Genomic DNA, 15,807 nt, shown 5'->3' on the forward strand with positions numbered 1-15,807 from the left:
AGCCCCTTGCGAGACTTCCTGTCCGCAGCCGTGAGAGATGCTGCGGAGCTTTATATTTTACACCGGCGAATCCGGTGTAATAAGCATAAAGCGAATGATGACCTTACGTCATCAGTATTGCCAGCCCTTATAGACTGTCTTGTTCCCGTAGTTGTCTTTCCACAGCTGCGGGAAGTAGATATCCTTGCCTGCTTTGTTCTTGTAGGATGCTTCTATGGCATCGATATCATCATCGGGTGTAAGCTTCTTAGCTACTATTACCCATCTTAATCCTTCCTCTGTCAGCTTTGAACAGGTGGAAAGGGTTATATACTTATCGTTCTCGGTACATTTGATATCGCTTGAGTACCATGAACGTCTTGTTATCTCGTTGTACCAGTCATCGAATCTGTACTGGTCATCGGTGAAATCTCTGTAGCCTATGTATTCCCAGAGTTCTCCGTTGTCGTCTTTTTCGTCAGTGTTTATTATAAAGCAGCTGACCACGGCGTATTTGCATTTGCTCTCATATATGGAGTTGAACTCTATTATTGCATGGTCTTTCACGAAATCGGCGCCCTGTTCGTACTCTGACAGGTGAGTGAAATTTGTGCCCACCCAGCCCATGTGGTGACCGAATATGGTGATATTGTCAGACTGGCGTTCCTTGCCTATAACGCTCCATGCATCTGCGAATATACTGCCTGATTCGTAGTAATTGCCGTCGATATCCTTATAGAGATATTCGTCATTGTCCTTGCCCTGAAGTACGGGGAAGCTCATATACTGGTCGCCGTCGCTGTCCACGAAGCCGGGTATCTTTATCCAGCCTACGACATCGTCGTTGCGCTCCAGCAGTTTCTTATCCTTGACCCACTTCTGGACCTCACGCGCTCTGTAAGATTCATCGGGTTCTGCGATATCCACATTGTCACTGCCTGTATTTGCCTCATAGTCTATATTGTCATCGAACTTGGGCTCATACTGGTCGATAACTCCGCGGGCACGGTCTTTGCCGTCGCGTACAGTATCAATATGGTTTTTCAGCTGTCCTAACGATACGCAGAAGATACCCACTGAAGCAATAAAAACTATCTTCCTGACTATCTCGCTGCTCTTGTCCCCCTTCCAGGGGATGAAATATTTCAACAGTCCTGCAAAGCTGCCGGACTTCTTGCTGTCGTTCATATCTGTTGTTTCTCCTGCTATTGCTATCTATAATTGTTCTCCGACTTTTCGGGGTCATATCCCTGCGTCGGGTCTTGTTTGTATGATCAGTATTCCCAGCCCTTATAGACCTTGTTGTTGCCGTAAAGGTCGCGCCAGTATTTCGGAAAATATATATCCTTGTCGGGCCTTTCCTTATAGGATTTCACTATCTGGTCTATATTGTCATCGGGCGTGAGTTTCTTTGCCACTATTACCCAGCGCAGATCCTTCAGCAGTTTTGAACAGGTGGAAAGGGTGATGTACTTATCGTCCTCGGTACACTTGATATTGCTTGAATACCAGGATCTTTTGGATATCTGATCGTACCAGTCCTCGAACTTGTTGTCATCATCATTGAAATCCCTGCAGCCTACATACTCCCATACATCGCCGCCATCATCCTCGGGCTCAGTGTTTATCGCAAAACAGCTGACTATCGCATATCTGCGACCGCTTTCGTATATGGAATTGAACTCGATTATAGGATACTTTTTCAGGAAGTCCACACCCTGTTCGTACTCTGACAGGTGGGTGAAGCTTGTGCCTACATAACCCATGTGGTGCCCGAACACCGTGATATTATCGGTCTGTCCGTTTTCATCCATCACGCTGGCATAATCGATAAATATGCTTCCTGACTCGTAATACTCTTTATCAAGATTTTTTTTAAGATAGTATTTATTATCCTCGCCTCTTAAAACGGGGAAGTTTACATACTCTTCGCCGCTGTAATCGGTGAAGCCCGGTATCTTTATCCAGCCGATAACGTCCTTATTGCGTTTCAGCAGGGGTTTTGCCCAGTCCTGTAGTTTGAGCTTCTGCTGTGATGCCTCGGGGTCGGCTGCGTCATAATCATCGGCGCCTTTGTTAGCATCGTAGCTGACGTTCCCATCGAACTTAGGTTCATACTGAACAACGACTTCCTGTATGTAGGATTTCTGTTCCTCACGGCTCGCACCAAGATAATCACTGAGCTTGTTGAGTGACATCGAGAACAGTACCAGTGATGCGCAGAATGCCGCTTTGCGGACTACCTCGCTGCTCTTATCGCCCTTCCATGGGATAAAGTATTTTACAAACCTCAGAAAGAAATTTGAATCATCTCTGTCTGTCAGATTTGCGGTTTCATTAAACATTGCCATCGTTATGATCTCCTTGACCTATCGGTATGCCGCAAAGCTCACATACCATCTGCATAGTCTTCAGTACAGTTATCCTTCTGATCATTTCTCTGTCAAGTTTTTCATACTCTTCATAAAGTTTCAGCACCCGTGACAGTTCCTTGCTGCCATACCTTACTGAAACGTACACCGTACCCACAGGTTTTTCCTCAGTGCCGCCCGAAGGTCCTGCAAGTCCCGTGATGCCTACAGCACAATCGGTGCCGAAAAGCTTCCGGGCGCCAAGGCTCATCTCGCTTGCCACCTGAGAGGAATATACCGTGTATCTCTCCAGTGTTTCCTTTTTTACACCGAGGACTTTCATCTTTATATCTTCGGTGTATGTGCAGACACCGCCTTTGAACATTCCTGACGCGCCTGACACTGCTGTGATGCATTCGGAAACCATTCCGCCGGTACAGCTTTCGGCTGTTGAAATAGTGACCGATTTCATCAACATATATTTTACTACACCCTCTGTAACTATGTCAATACTTTCTGTTACCACTTTGTAGTCTTCCGCAAAATTCATCTGTCTTCCTCCGCTTTTTACTGACACATCATACAAAAAATCAGGGCTGATTTTGAACTATGTATAGATTTAGGTAATGTATCTAACTAAAAAATCAAGGTTTTTTCTATGCCTGATGTTACGCTTTTGTTACAGATATGAGGCATAAGTGTTTGATTTTTCGGACATTTAACACATTCAAAACCTCGGAAATTCGGGAGATCATCATCTTTGATCACCAATTTTTCACATTGATCAAGTACCAAAAACAGGACACAAAACTTAAAATTTGGAAGCATTGTAACCGTTGTGTAACCAAATTTACCAATTGTAACATTATACAAATTGAGATATTTTTTGTACAGCTGAAAGTTCCTGCATAATGCAAATATATGAAACTGTCAGCCGCTTGTAAGTGCTTGGTTCTCTTATCTGTTTTTTATAAGCGTCACGCTGGTAGCTTCTACAGCCTTCTGTATATAAGGCTCAAAATCAAAGCTTGCCTGCGCCTTTTCTACCTCCGCAAGTGACGGTCTTGTTTTGGGGTGCTTGGGTGTAAATACGGTACAGCAGTCCTCATAAGGAAGAATAGAAGTCTCAAAAGTGCCGATCTTACGGGCTATCTCAACTATCTCGGACTTGTCCATACCTATGCAAGGTCTGAATACGGGCATACGGCAGGCTGCATCGGTGCATACCATGGCATACATGGTCTGACTTGCTACCTGTCCCAGGCTTTCACCTGTAACAAGTGCCTGGATATCTCCGTCCTTTTCGCATATACGCTGTGCTATCTCCATCATAAGTCTGCGCATGAGTATGGTGAAAAGCTCCTCGGGGCAGTTGTCGCGCAGAAGCTCCTGTATCTCCGTAAAGGGTACGCAGAAGAACTTCACGTCGCCGCAGTAGGCTGTCATTAGCTTTGCAAGTGTTTCAACTTTCATCCTCGCTCTGTCGGAGGTGTAAGGCGGAGCCTCAAAGTGTATAGCTTCAACTACTGCTCCTCGGCGTGCCATCATATAGCCTGCAACAGGGGAATCTATACCGCCCGAAAGCAGCAGCATAGCGCGTCCGCTTGATCCTACCGGTATTCCGCCTGCGCCGTCAACGGGGTCGGAGTGTACAAAAGCGAAGTCCTCGCGTACTTCAACAGTTACTGTGACCTCGGGTTCATGCACATCAACTTCCAGATGAGGGAACCTGTCCAGTATAGCTCCGCCAAGTTCAGCGCATATCTCAGGGGATTTGTGAGGGAATTTTTTATCGGCACGTCTTGCGTTTACTTTGAAAGTCTTAGCGCCCTCAAGTACCTCTGCCAGATAGTCGGGTGCCTGCTCGCATATTGCTTTCAGATCCTTTTCGATAGCGCCGCTCCTGCAAAGCTTAACAATTCCGAATACCTTGGAAAGTCTGTTTTCAAACTCGTCTACATCGGGGTTCTCACCTAAGGGTTCAACGTACAGTGTTGATTGCGATTTAGTTACTCTGAACTCTCCTGCGCTTGCCAGCCTGCGCTTTATAGTCTTGACCATCATGCTCTCAAAAGTGCTCTTGTTAAGACCCTTGAGGGCTATCTCGCCATATTTGCAAAGAATTATTTCCTTCATTATAACAGCTCCTCCGTTGATTTTTTGTCGGGAACTGTCGGCACGTAACATAAATAATCCTACATATACCGACATTTCTCTTTATATATTAATATGGTATAAAACGTCCGTTCACATCACTTCAGCCTTGCCAGTTCGCTTTGTGCGGCTGAGATCCCTTCTATAAGTCCGTACAGATCGTCCTCGGTGGTATCGGGCGAAAAGCTTATGCGGAGAGTTGTGTCCATATCGCGTACAGGTATTCTGAACTCTGCCAGAACTCCGCTTTTTTTACCCTTGGAACAAGCTGAACCGCTGGAAACGAATATCTCGCGCTTTTCCAGATAGTGCAGCAGTACCTCGGATTTCAGCCCGTCCACGGTTATACTTGTAACATAAGGCGATTTTTCACCGCGGAAATTTATGCCGATGCCGCCGTTCTTTTCGCAAAGCCCGAATAGCAGAGATTCCAGCTTTTTCGCATTTTCAAGTCTTTCTGCTATGCTTCCGCTGTAATGCTTTACTGCTTCACCGAAGCCGCATATCAGCGGTACGGACTCCGTACCGGAACGCATATTTTTTTCCTGGCCGCCACCCATCAGCAGTGCGGGGATGTGCAGACCTTTGCGTATATAAAGCGCACCGATGCCTTTCGGGCCGCAGATCTTATGGGCACTCAGCGATATAAGGTCTGCCCCGAGGGTCTTTGTCTTTATGGGCAGCTTCATATATCCCTGAACGCAGTCGCAGTGGGTGATGACCTTCGGAAAACGCCTGTGTATCGCATTGAAAGCCTTGCTTACGGGGAGCACTGCGCCTGTTTCGTTGTTGACCAGCATCATGCTTACAAGGAAGGTATCCTCGTTTACCGCGTCAGCCACGGCATCGGCCGGTATCATTCCGTTCTCATCGGGAGATATACGTATGACTTCGCAGCCAAGACGTTCAAGCTCATCAAATGGACGTGCGGTCGCAGGGTGTTCTATCGTGGTGGTGACCACTCTGTGCTTTCGCTTTCCCTGTGATCTGTATGCCCCGAAGATAGAGGTGTTGCTGCTTTCTGTAGCGCCGGATGTGAAGAATATCTCCTCTGCGAGGCATCCGAGGCTGTCAGCTATGGCATTTCTTGCATCAGTGACGAGCAGCTCCGCATCAAGTCCGCAGCGGTGCAGCGATGACGGATTGCCGAATACCTCCAGCCCCTTCATGACTCCTGCTTTTGCGGCATCACAGGGCTTTGTGGTGGCAGCGTTGTCAAGATATATCAATACGCTCATTCCTTTCCGTTTTTGTAACATAAATTATATTATACCATATTTAGCACATGATTTCAACATAATAAGTGTGAACACCTTCTATGCCACAGGTTATCCGAAAGTTCATTTCTGTGATATCTTTTGTTCATGGAAGTATTGACATCGGTTTACATAAATGCTATAATAATCTGGGTAATGGCCATAATGGCGAAATATATGGATATCGGGGTGTATTATAATGGATAGCAACGAACTTCTGCAGCTTGCCTGCGAAGCCGCACAGAATTCCTATTCAAAGTATTCGGGTTTTTCTGTCGGAGCGGCACTGCTGACTGAGGACGGAAGGGTATTCAAGGGGTGCAATATTGAAAACAGCTCATTCTCGCTGACTATATGTGCCGAGCGCACAGCTATATTCAAGGCGGTGTCGGAGGGGTGTACAAGTTTCAAAGCTATTGCCATAGTAGGCGGTGCTGAGGGCAATTTTTCGCATCCTTGCTGTCCCTGCGGCGCGTGTCTGCAGGTGATGAGTGAATTCTGTGACGAGGACTTCTCTATAATTCTCACAAACGGCGAATTCACGCTTGATGATTTTCTGCCTATGCGTTTTGAACTGAATTGACACTATATCAGAGCACAGGATCTCCTGTGCTTTTTTCATGCAAAAAAGCGGAGAACAGCTACTCTCCGCTTTTGTTATCATATTCTGTCAGGATCAGTACATACCGCCCATGCCGCCTGCTGCACCTGCAGCAGCTGCTGCCATAGCTGCATCAGCAGCGGGATCCTTCTTGTCAGCAACAAGGCTCTCGGTGGTGAGTACCATTGCAGCTACGGAAGCTGCATTCTGCAGAGCACTTCTTGTTACCTTGGTAGGATCAACTATACCTGCGGGTATCATATCAACATACTCGGAGGAGTATGCATTGTAGCCGTAGCCAACCTTGCCGGAACGAACGATGTTATCAATGATAACGCTGCCTTCCATGCCTGCATTGGCTGCAATCTGTCTCAGAGGCTCTTCAAGTGCCTTGTATACGATCTGAGCACCGGTCTTCTCGTCGCCTTCAAGACCCTCTACCAGTGTCTTGACATCAGGCATAGCATTGATGAGCGCTGTGCCGCCGCCTGCAACGATACCCTCTTCAACAGCTGCCTTTGTAGCTGCCAGAGCGTCCTCGATACGCATCTTCTTTTCCTTCATCTCAACTTCTGTAGCAGCACCTACCTTGATAACTGCAACACCGCCGGAGAGCTTAGCAAGTCTTTCCTGCAGCTTTTCTCTGTCGAAATCGGAAGTTGTGGTCTCGATCTGACCCTTGATCTGGTGGATACGAGCCTGTATAGCCTCGCTCTCACCTGCGCCGCCAACGATTATTGTGTTCTCCTTCTGAACAACGATCTGTCTGGCAGAACCCAGCTGTTCGAGAGTAGCTTCGCTCAGTTCCATGCCAAGCTCGGTGGAGATAACTTCGCCGCCTGTCAGCACTGCGATATCCTGGAGCATTTCCTTTCTTCTGTCGCCAAAGCCGGGAGCCTTTACAGCAACACAAGTGAAGATGCCTCTCAGCTTGTTGAGTATCAGTGAGCTCAGAGCCTCGCCCTCAACGTCCTCAGCGATGATGAGGAGCTTCTTGCCCATTTTTACGATCTGCTCCAGCAGTGGGAGTATATCCTGCATATTGCCGATCTTCTTATCAGTGATAAGTACCAGAGCATCGTCCAGTACAGCTTCCATCTTATCGGTATCTGTTACCATGTAAGGGCTGAGGTATCCTCTGTCGAACTGCATACCCTCAACAACCTCGCTGTAAGTCTCAGCTGTCTTTGACTCTTCCAGAGTGATAACGCCGTCAGCAGTTACCTTCTCCATAGCCTCAGCGATCAGCTGACCGATAGTATCATCAGCAGCGGAAACTGCACCAACTCTTGCGATATCCTTGCTGCCTTCGATCTTCTTGGAGTTCTTTATGATAGCCTCAACTGCTGTATCAACAGCCTTAGCCATACCCTTCTTCAGTACCATGGGGTTAGCACCTGCGGCGATATTCTTCATGCCCTCACGTACCAGTGCCTGTGCCAGCAGAGTAGCTGTGGTAGTGCCGTCGCCTGCTGCGTCATTGGTCTTTGTAGCAACTTCCTTTACCAGCTGAGCGCCCATGTTCTCGAATGCGTCCTCCAGCTCGATCTCCTTAGCGATTGTAACGCCGTCGTTAGTGATAAGGGGAGCGCCGTACTTCTTGTCGAGTACTACGTTTCTGCCCTTGGGTCCAAGTGTTATCTTAACGGTATCAGCCAGCTGGTCGATACCTGCCTGCAGTGCTTTTCTGGCATCTTCGCCGTAAATGATCTGCTTTGCCATTGTAAATTACCTCCGTCTTGATAATTCATGATCCATAGTTCGGTTTGGAAATCGCTTCCTGCTATTTATGAAAAAAGCTCTGAACTATGATGATTATAATTTGATGTTATGCCTGATGTACCTGCCGAAGTTATTCAACTACTGCGAGTACGTCCTCCATTTTAAGAATGGTATATTCCTGACCGTCTACCTTGACTTCTGTGCCGCTGTACTTGCTGACCAGCACCTTGTCGCCTACCTTGACGTTCATCTCAACGTCCTTCTTGCCGGGGCCTACTGCTACTACTTCAGCTACCTGGGGCTTTTCCTTTGCAGAGCCTGCAAGTATGATACCGCTTGCTGTAGTCTCTTCAGCCTCGGTCATCTTTATAACGACTCTGTCCATAAGGGGTTTGATATTCATTTTAAGTTCCTCCTTGTATATAAAAATGTTTGTCGCAAAATGTTATTTTAGCACTCTTGCTATCCGAGTGCTAAGTATATTGTACCACGATTTTTCTAAATTGCAATACATATAGTATATTTTTGTAGATTTGCACAAAACTAGGTTTGCACATGACATGAAAATTGTGTTAGTATGTGTCTGTTATTTTATGAAAATTTATGCTATAATGAATGTAATTAGTATATGTGACAAAAATCATCTGTTGTTGACTTTGTGTTTATTCTTTGAATTTTTTTAAATATCGCGCTAGAAATTTATTGAATATTCATTAAAAATTAACTGCCAGTTCACAAAAGTTGATTGTAAATTTGTTATACTGTAATTACTAATTTAATATTTAATTTAATTCTGTTGTCTGTAAAAAGACTACATTATATTAAGCGCTGCAGTCCGGGTCGTGACTGAGCCAATGAAAGGAAGATGAAATATGTCACTGGGAAGAGTCTTGGTAGTTGATGATGATAAGAATATCTGTGAGCTGCTGCGTCTTTATCTTGAAAAGGACGGATATGGCGTTATCCTGGCTCATGACGGCGAGGAAGCGGTCGTAAAATTCAATGCACTGAAGCCTGATATCATACTGCTTGATATCATGCTGCCTGGCATCGACGGCTGGCAGGTCTGCCGAGAGATCAGAAAGAAGTCCAACGTACCGATAATCATGATAACTGCAAAGGTCGAGACATTTGATAAGGTGCTCGGTCTTGAGCTTGGTGCGGATGATTATATCGTCAAGCCCTTTGATACCAAGGAAGTTATCGCGAGAATCAAGGCTGTTTACAGAAGAGTCGGTCAGTCCTCTGCAGAGAGTGAGATCAAGGAAGTCAAGTATGACAAGCTCTCTGTAAATATGACAAGATATGAGCTGAGAGTAAACGGTCAGGTAATGGATACTCCCCCGAAGGAGCTGGAACTGCTGTTCCATCTGGCATCGAACCCCAACAGAGTTTATACCAGAGATCAGCTTCTTGACGAGGTATGGGGTTTTGAGTACTATGGTGACTCAAGAACTATCGACGTTCATGTTAAAAGACTTCGTGAAAAGCTCGAGGGCGTTTCCGATAAGTGGGCACTGAAAACTGTTTGGGGCGTAGGCTACAAGTTTGAAGTATCCGAAAACAACAATGAATAACGGCAAAAGTATATTTACAAGGTACTTTGCGATTTGCTCAGCAGTAATACTGATAAGCTTTTGTTGCTTAGGAACAGTATTACTGCTTGTTTCTTCAAGGTACTTCTTAGATGAAAAAAAGAGCCTCATGCTGAAAGATGCCAGGGCTCTTGCTTCATATACGCAGGAAAAAATGCTGGCGCAGCCTGACGTGTGGCGCGAAGATGTTGTGGCGGAGATGAAGACCTATGCCATAGGCAGTAATTCGGATTATCTGCTTTGCGGTGATGACGGCTATGTGGTTGCGGCGACGAGCGGCGATGTTGAGGATATAGATCCTGAACTGCTGCAAAAGTTCGACGGCAATACTACCTATTCATACGATGACCTTAAAGGGGCGCTGAAAGAGGTATGTCATATCACCGGTGATTCATTCACGGCTAACGGTCCGAGGTACTATGTGCTGGCGTATTCTCCTAAATCGGAGCAGGATAACTATACAAAGAACATCATGGAGATATTCATGATCAGTGCAATAGCTGTGCTGTTGGTTGTGATGTTCCTGGTGTATTTTGCTACGCTGAAGCTTACCGCACCTATAACGGAGGTCGCTGATATAGCTAAAAAGCTGGGAAGCGGCGATTTCTCGGTAACGCTGCCAGAGTATACCACCAAGGAGTTCAATGAGCTTTCCATAGCCTTCAATGAGATGGCGGCTAACCTGAAAAGCTACGATACCATGCGAAACAGCTTTCTTGCCAATGTTTCACACGAACTGAGAACACCTATGACTTCCATAGGCGGCTTCGTGGACGGTTTGCTCGACGGTACGATACCCAAGGCAAAACAGGGATATTATCTCAGGATAATCTCATCTGAGGTAGCAAGACTTACCCGTCTAGTAAAGAGTATGCTGAACCTTGCAAAAATAGAAGCGGGTGAGCTTGAACCGAACAAGACTACCTTCCCTGTTACCGAGCCCATACTCGATACGCTTCTGACATTTGAACCAAGGATAGATGAGAAAAACATCGAGATCCGCGGTCTTGATGTGCAGAGGATAAGTATGTATGCTGATATCGATCTTATCCATCAGGTGATGTATAACCTTATCGAGAATGCTATAAAGTTTGTGAATGACGGTGGATATATAGAGTTCTCCTTCGATGAGGGAGAGGACGTTACTTCCGTTTCAATTCGCAACAGCGGTGAGGGCCTTGCTGAGGATGAGCTCCCTCTGGTATTCGACAGATTCTATAAGACCGATAAATCCAGAGGTATATACGCTCAGGGACTTGGTCTGGGGCTTAATATAGCACGCTCCATAGTCGAGATACACGGCGGCAAGATAATGGTCAAAAGCCTTAAAGGTGAGTATACCGAATTCACATTTACTATACCAAAGGCCGCTAAAACTGAAGAATGATGAACGTCGGGGGACTGCTGTTCGCGGCAGTTCCCTTTTTTTACAACGGATAAAGAGGTGATACCCTGATGGATATTGAAAATGAGAACACCCGCGGTGAGAATGAAGCTGCTGAGGATATTACAGATGCCGCTGAAAAGCTGGCAAAGGATTCTTCAAACAGCTGGGATTACAGCAGGAGATTTTTTGCTATGCCTGAAGGTTCGGTAGAAAATGATGAGATAGTTGACGGAGATTTCTGGAAAGGCATAACCCTTCCTGCTATTGACGAAAAACCGCGCAAAAAAGGGTTCATAAAGCGTCTTGTGCTGCATATACTGTTCGCTGTGATATTTCTGGGTTCAGGTTTTGTTCTCGCGTGCATAAGCGTAAGAGGAAAAGGCGTGTTTTCAAACCTTGTTACAGGCGGAAAGCACATGACATTCAATGTAAAGGTATCTGACAGACCTGAGGCTCCCGATGAACTGAAGGACGATTCCGGCAGGTATACCGCACAGGGTATTGCTGAGGTCTGCTCGCCTTCGGTAGTATCCCTTGATGTATTCACCGATAAAAGCGAGATAATGCCTGCGGGAAAGGGCAGCGGTATCATACTCAGTACCGATGGTTATATCGTTTCTAATGCCCATGTTGTAGATAAGGCTAAATACGGTATAAAAGCAGTGCTGAGTGACGGTAGGGAGTATGCCGCTGAGGTCATAGGCTCCGATCCGCGGACGGATATCGCGGTTATAAAGATACCTGCCACAGATCTTATCCCTGCAGAACTTTGCGACTCCGATCAGGTAAAGCTTGGTGAGGATGTAGTCTGCATAGGCACGCCTGCGGGTTACAGACACTCTATAACCAAAGGAGTTGTATCGGGTACTGACAGAAGAGTAGTCCCCGAAAATTCCAACAGGAGCGTCAGCTGTATACAGGTGGATGCAGCCATAAACCCCGGAAACTCAGGGGGCGCTATGTTCAATATGTGGGGTCAGGTCATAGGTATAACCTCATCAAAGCTGGCATCTATAGACTATGAGGGCATAGGCTTTGCCATAGCAACAAACGAGGCAAAGTCTGTTATAGAAGAACTTATCGAGTACGGTGCAGTCAAAGGCAAGGCGCGTATGGGTATCATGTTTATTCAGATATCCAAAGCTACAGCCGAGCTTACAGGCTCCACTCCGGGACTCAGTGTTCAGTCGATAGCTTCCGACTGCGATGTGGCAAATACCGACCTCCGACCCGGTGACCTCATAACCCATATCAACGGTACTGATGTCAATGATATCGAGGACGTTCCCGCATTTGTTAGAAAAATGGAACCCGGTGATGAAGTGACCTGCCATGTAGTCAGACTGACCGACGGCAAAAATAAAGAATTCGATATCAGTTTCAAACTGATGGACGACAGAGGCTCTCTCGCCGAGGATACCGACGAATAAAACAATACACTTGATTTGACAGGGAGTAGTTATGTTTGCTAACGCAGCTACCCCTGTCTTTTTCTTTATAAAAATCTACCCCTGCTCAAAAGAGTTAAAAGTCTGTTTGGATCCAAACAGGTTCGGGGGATAACTTTTCTGAAGAAAAGCTATCCCCCGATAGGTAATATAAACTTCTATATGAGCACCCGCCGTGAGTACTGCCTTTTGATCATTTCCAGATATCATCACCAAGGGATGATATGTAGGCTGTGAGTTCTTCTGCCATCTCATACTGTTCGGATATTCTGGGGTGGCCGGGTGTAGCCTTGCCTGTACGGGTGAACATGAAATGCTTTATATGCTCGTCACCGAGTTCATTTGCTATCTCATCGATCGCCTTATCCCATTCGGGATCGTGACCTAGAACTGTGAGCAGGAGGACGAAATAAGCCTTGGGATATTTTACGCGCAGATCTTTGATGATAGTCTTATAGCCCTCTTTCCAGCGTGTACGGAAAGCCGCGTCTGTGATATCCGGATCACCGTCGGCTTCGTTGTGGCTGTCATTCTGTCCTACAGCGAATATGACCACGTTCGGGGTATATCTGCCGAAGTCCCACGGGGTATATCCTTTTTCGCCCTCGGGAAAATAGCAAAGCTTGTTGTAGGCAGTTTCCATGCCGATGAAATCAGGGGAATGATACCAGCCTGTGTTATCAAATACAGATATTCCGCCCTGGGCTGTACAGTTCAGCTGCGCCCCGAGATTTCTGGCAGTTATAGCTGCATAGCTGTACCACGCATTATCGTAGATGCCGTTTTGTCCTTCGGGGTCTGTCTTGCCCTCGTAGCCGTGGGCTTCAACTACCGCGCCTGCTGATACGGAATCGCCGTACACTTCGATTTTCCTTTTTGGAAGAACAGGGGCATCGAGCACCTCGCCGTCAATAATAAATCCCAGGAATTTGAAATAGTGGGAAGCATCCTGACGCTTGAAAAGCACTATCTCGTGCTCGGTGTCTTCAAGGGAGTCTGCAAGGGTTACACAGTACTCTTTCTCCCATTCGCTTTCGTCACCGAAATCTACGCTGCACACCTTTCCGTCTATGACATACCCCAGTGACATTTTATTGAAAAAACGCCTGTTGTATATCACAGCACTGACACTTGTGCCTTTGAACCTCATGCGCACATTTGAACCTGCCCATATAAATACAGGCGCATTAGGATCGTCAAAGTCTATCCTGCCCATATAGGACATTTTGTCTGTGGGACTGATAAGCTTTTTTTCTTCATTGATCTTTGTTTCCATAACCATACCCTCCATTTTTAACCTTATATCTTTCAGCGCTATTCACGCTGCTTCCTGCTACTTATGCCATACCACCACATCGCCCGAACTTTTTGCTATGCTTATATCTGCATCGGGGAATCTCTCTTTCAGCAGACCTTGCATATATTCGCAGAAGATATCCTCGGTGTAGAAATGCCCGGCATCGAATACCACAAGACCTGCGTTGTAAGCATCAACAAAGATATCGTGCTTCACGTCTCCCGTGATGTAGCCGTCACAGCCCTTGGAAAGCACTTCACCGAGAAAACTTCCGCCGCTGCCGGAACATACAGCTATCCTTTTCAGCAGACCGTCATTCGCCTTGTCATACCTCACCGTGGGACAGCCCAGTTTTTCCTTGCAGATATCAGCAAGAGCTTCGGCGGTAACACCTCTTTGTTCGCATATACAGCCCATTTTTGCACCGTTTTCCTCAGCTATGCAGTCGATAGGTGTAAGACCAAGTTTTTTGCAGAGTATATCATTCATCACAGCGCTGTCAAAATTTGTATGGGCTGAGATAACGCTGATATCGTTCCTGACAAGTACACCTACCACGCTGTCGGGATCGAGCTTTTTTATGCCGCGGAAGATCACGGGATGATGAGTAACGATAAGGTCAGCACCTGTATCTGCTGCCTCTCTTGCCACATCTATGGTACAGTCAAGGGATAAAAGTATCTTATCTGCCTTTCTGCCTTTATTGCCCACACAAAGTCCGCTGTTGTCGTAGCTTTCCTGCAATCGGAAAGGGGCTATTTCCTCGATGAATGCATATACTTCTCCTGCCGTATACATAATGATCCTCCTGTCTGCTATAAAAAGACACCTCCGGCATTTTCTGCCGGAAGCGCCGTACTGTCTTTATTTTTTTCCGAACAGACCCTTTTTCGCAGGCTTCTTTCCAAAATCCTTAGTCGGGTCACCGAAGCGTTTCTTGTTCTTCTCGATATCCATTGTCTTATCGTGTACGCTTGCAGTCATAATTCCTGTCATCTGCTGCATCAGCAGATTAGACTCAAACAGCTCAACAGCTTCTTCACAGGTCTCAGCTTCACCGTTCACCATAAATTCCTTGATCTGACCTATATTATTCATGTAGTCCATATCAAGCTCCATGAAATCTATCTTTTTCCTGAGCGCTGCCAGATAATCGTCACGCTGTTTTTCAAGCTGCTTTATCCTGCCTGCCAGAAGCTCTATCTGCTCGGTGATACCTTCATTTACCTCTTTCTGGTGCTCCCTGACTTCGGAAAGCTTCTGGATGTAGTATTTGTTTGTCTGTCTGAATCCGAATATTATTACTGCAACAAAGCCCAAAAGAGGGATTATCCATAAAAATCCTGTATGGAATGCTGCAAAAAGTATCAGTGCAAAAATAAGAGCGCCGATCAGCACATATATCATAGTCTTATTACGTTTTCCGTTAAAATCGTACTCACGTTCCGCTTCAGAAACGTCCCTTATATATATTTTCAGATATTCCTTGTTTTCCTTGCTGACCTCAACACCGTCAGCTATCTCGAAATATCTGTTGATATAGCATTCTGCCAGCTCCATTTTTTCAAGCTCGGTCATTATTATTCACCCTCTGATACTTAGTTATGAAAAGAGTATACCAATACAGCTATGACACAGGTCAAAGTGTATATAGTAGAAGTATAACACAACTGTTCTGTTTTGTCAATGATAATATTATTATTTTATTCAATAAAATTATAATAGTGTAATTTTTTCTGTACCGTTCCACCAAAAATGCCATTATTTTACAGAGGTGGGTTAGCAGTTAACTAAAACTAATGCTAATATAAATTTTCATATAGCCTATATATAACCAGTTAATAATCAGAAGAATTTCTTAAATTCGCTTAACTTCCATTGACAGAATATAATTTTTGTACTATAATAATTATATAGATATATATTAAATGTGTAGACAAAAAAACGACAACAGGCGACGGATATGACCGTTAGTCTGTATACTTCACTTCAGCCGCCGGCAAAGACAGGCAGGCTG

At 45.7% G+C, this 15,807-nt stretch carries 14 protein-coding genes; 4 read left to right on the plus strand and 10 right to left on the minus strand.

What is annotated here, in order from left to right; all coding sequences use genetic code 11:
* Positions 1 to 111: 111 nt before the first annotated feature.
* The 5 genes from RUMAL_RS00565 to RUMAL_RS00590 form a co-directional block, all read right to left on the minus strand.
* Positions 112 to 1,167 carry a class B sortase gene (locus tag RUMAL_RS00565; protein WP_013496866.1) on the minus strand — a complete coding sequence of 352 codons (1,056 nt, stop codon included), beginning with the start codon at positions 1,165 to 1,167 and terminating at the stop codon, positions 112 to 114.
* An 86-nt stretch (positions 1,168 to 1,253) separates the two neighbouring features.
* On the minus strand, positions 1,254 to 2,330 hold the full coding sequence (locus RUMAL_RS00570) for a class B sortase (protein WP_013496867.1): 1,077 nt from the start codon (positions 2,328 to 2,330) through the stop codon (positions 1,254 to 1,256).
* Complete coding sequence (locus RUMAL_RS00575) at positions 2,317 to 2,880, minus strand: CinA family protein (RefSeq protein ID WP_013496868.1); 564 nt, start codon at positions 2,878 to 2,880, stop codon at positions 2,317 to 2,319. The genes RUMAL_RS00570 and RUMAL_RS00575 overlap by 14 nt, the downstream gene beginning before the upstream one ends.
* 407 nt (positions 2,881 to 3,287) lie before the next feature.
* Positions 3,288 to 4,466, minus strand: a complete 1,179-nt coding sequence (gene thiI, locus RUMAL_RS00585; RefSeq protein WP_013496869.1) for a tRNA uracil 4-sulfurtransferase ThiI — start codon at positions 4,464 to 4,466, stop codon at positions 3,288 to 3,290.
* 116 nt (positions 4,467 to 4,582) lie between these two features.
* Positions 4,583 to 5,722, minus strand: a complete 1,140-nt coding sequence (locus RUMAL_RS00590) for a cysteine desulfurase family protein (RefSeq protein ID WP_013496870.1) — start codon at positions 5,720 to 5,722, stop codon at positions 4,583 to 4,585.
* A 217-nt stretch (positions 5,723 to 5,939) separates the two neighbouring features.
* Between RUMAL_RS00590 and RUMAL_RS00595 the strand changes: the two genes are divergently transcribed.
* On the plus strand, positions 5,940 to 6,323 hold the full coding sequence (locus RUMAL_RS00595) for a cytidine deaminase (protein ID WP_013496871.1): 384 nt from the start codon (positions 5,940 to 5,942) through the stop codon (positions 6,321 to 6,323).
* A gap of 93 nt (positions 6,324 to 6,416) precedes the next feature.
* Here the strand turns inward: RUMAL_RS00595 and groL are convergent, their stop codons facing one another.
* Together groL and RUMAL_RS00605 are read right to left on the minus strand one after the other, a co-directional pair.
* On the minus strand, positions 6,417 to 8,063 hold the full coding sequence (groL, locus tag RUMAL_RS00600) for a chaperonin GroEL (RefSeq protein WP_013496872.1): 1,647 nt from the start codon (positions 8,061 to 8,063) through the stop codon (positions 6,417 to 6,419).
* 130 nt (positions 8,064 to 8,193) lie between these two features.
* Positions 8,194 to 8,466, minus strand: coding sequence for a co-chaperone GroES (locus RUMAL_RS00605; RefSeq protein WP_013496873.1), 273 nt, complete (start codon positions 8,464 to 8,466; stop codon positions 8,194 to 8,196).
* Positions 8,467 to 8,935: 469 nt separating this feature from the next.
* Between RUMAL_RS00605 and RUMAL_RS00610 the strand changes: the two genes are divergently transcribed.
* From RUMAL_RS00610 to RUMAL_RS20415, 3 genes are all read left to right on the plus strand, one after another.
* Positions 8,936 to 9,640: a response regulator transcription factor gene (locus RUMAL_RS00610; RefSeq protein ID WP_013496874.1), complete on the plus strand. Its 705-nt coding sequence runs from the start codon at positions 8,936 to 8,938 to the stop codon at positions 9,638 to 9,640.
* Complete coding sequence (locus tag RUMAL_RS00615; RefSeq protein WP_013496875.1) at positions 9,633 to 11,045, plus strand: sensor histidine kinase; 1,413 nt, start codon at positions 9,633 to 9,635, stop codon at positions 11,043 to 11,045. The genes RUMAL_RS00610 and RUMAL_RS00615 overlap by 8 nt, the downstream gene beginning before the upstream one ends.
* Before the next feature lie 68 nt (positions 11,046 to 11,113).
* Positions 11,114 to 12,475 carry a S1C family serine protease gene (locus tag RUMAL_RS20415; protein ID WP_013496876.1) on the plus strand — a complete coding sequence of 454 codons (1,362 nt, stop codon included), beginning with the start codon at positions 11,114 to 11,116 and terminating at the stop codon, positions 12,473 to 12,475.
* A gap of 211 nt (positions 12,476 to 12,686) precedes the next feature.
* Here the strand turns inward: RUMAL_RS20415 and RUMAL_RS00625 are convergent, their stop codons facing one another.
* From RUMAL_RS00625 to RUMAL_RS00635, 3 genes are all read right to left on the minus strand, one after another.
* On the minus strand, positions 12,687 to 13,769 hold the full coding sequence (locus RUMAL_RS00625; protein WP_013496877.1) for an SGNH/GDSL hydrolase family protein: 1,083 nt from the start codon (positions 13,767 to 13,769) through the stop codon (positions 12,687 to 12,689).
* A 57-nt stretch (positions 13,770 to 13,826) separates the two neighbouring features.
* Entirely contained in the window at positions 13,827 to 14,588 is a 762-nt protein-coding gene (locus tag RUMAL_RS00630) for a Nif3-like dinuclear metal center hexameric protein (protein WP_013496878.1), read from the minus strand.
* 66 nt (positions 14,589 to 14,654) lie between these two features.
* A complete protein-coding gene (locus tag RUMAL_RS00635) occupies positions 14,655 to 15,368 on the minus strand; it encodes a hypothetical protein (RefSeq protein WP_013496879.1) in 714 nt (237 codons plus the stop codon).
* Positions 15,369 to 15,807: the final 439 nt, after the last annotated feature.

The organism is Ruminococcus albus 7 = DSM 20455 (assembly GCF_000179635.2).
In the GTDB taxonomy this organism is placed as follows: domain Bacteria; phylum Bacillota; class Clostridia; order Oscillospirales; family Ruminococcaceae; genus Hominimerdicola; species Hominimerdicola alba.

Coding starts and splice junctions, on each gene's coding strand:
- RUMAL_RS00605 (WP_013496873.1), bottom strand. CDS start 8,466: ATGAATATCAAACCCCTTATGGACAGAGTCGTTATAAAGATGACCGAG.
- RUMAL_RS00615 (WP_013496875.1), top strand. CDS start 9,633: ATGAATAACGGCAAAAGTATATTTACAAGGTACTTTGCGATTTGCTCA.
- groL (WP_013496872.1), bottom strand. CDS start 8,063: ATGGCAAAGCAGATCATTTACGGCGAAGATGCCAGAAAAGCACTGCAG.
- RUMAL_RS00570 (WP_013496867.1), bottom strand. CDS start 2,330: ATGGCAATGTTTAATGAAACCGCAAATCTGACAGACAGAGATGATTCA.
- RUMAL_RS00590 (WP_013496870.1), bottom strand. CDS start 5,722: ATGAGCGTATTGATATATCTTGACAACGCTGCCACCACAAAGCCCTGT.
- RUMAL_RS00610 (WP_013496874.1), top strand. CDS start 8,936: ATGTCACTGGGAAGAGTCTTGGTAGTTGATGATGATAAGAATATCTGT.
- RUMAL_RS00595 (WP_013496871.1), top strand. CDS start 5,940: ATGGATAGCAACGAACTTCTGCAGCTTGCCTGCGAAGCCGCACAGAAT.
- RUMAL_RS00630 (WP_013496878.1), bottom strand. CDS start 14,588: ATGTATACGGCAGGAGAAGTATATGCATTCATCGAGGAAATAGCCCCT.
- RUMAL_RS00575 (WP_013496868.1), bottom strand. CDS start 2,880: ATGAATTTTGCGGAAGACTACAAAGTGGTAACAGAAAGTATTGACATA.
- RUMAL_RS00625 (WP_013496877.1), bottom strand. CDS start 13,769: ATGGAAACAAAGATCAATGAAGAAAAAAAGCTTATCAGTCCCACAGAC.
- RUMAL_RS00565 (WP_013496866.1), bottom strand. CDS start 1,167: ATGAACGACAGCAAGAAGTCCGGCAGCTTTGCAGGACTGTTGAAATAT.
- RUMAL_RS20415 (WP_013496876.1), top strand. CDS start 11,114: ATGGATATTGAAAATGAGAACACCCGCGGTGAGAATGAAGCTGCTGAG.
- thiI (WP_013496869.1), bottom strand. CDS start 4,466: ATGAAGGAAATAATTCTTTGCAAATATGGCGAGATAGCCCTCAAGGGT.
- RUMAL_RS00635 (WP_013496879.1), bottom strand. CDS start 15,368: ATGACCGAGCTTGAAAAAATGGAGCTGGCAGAATGCTATATCAACAGA.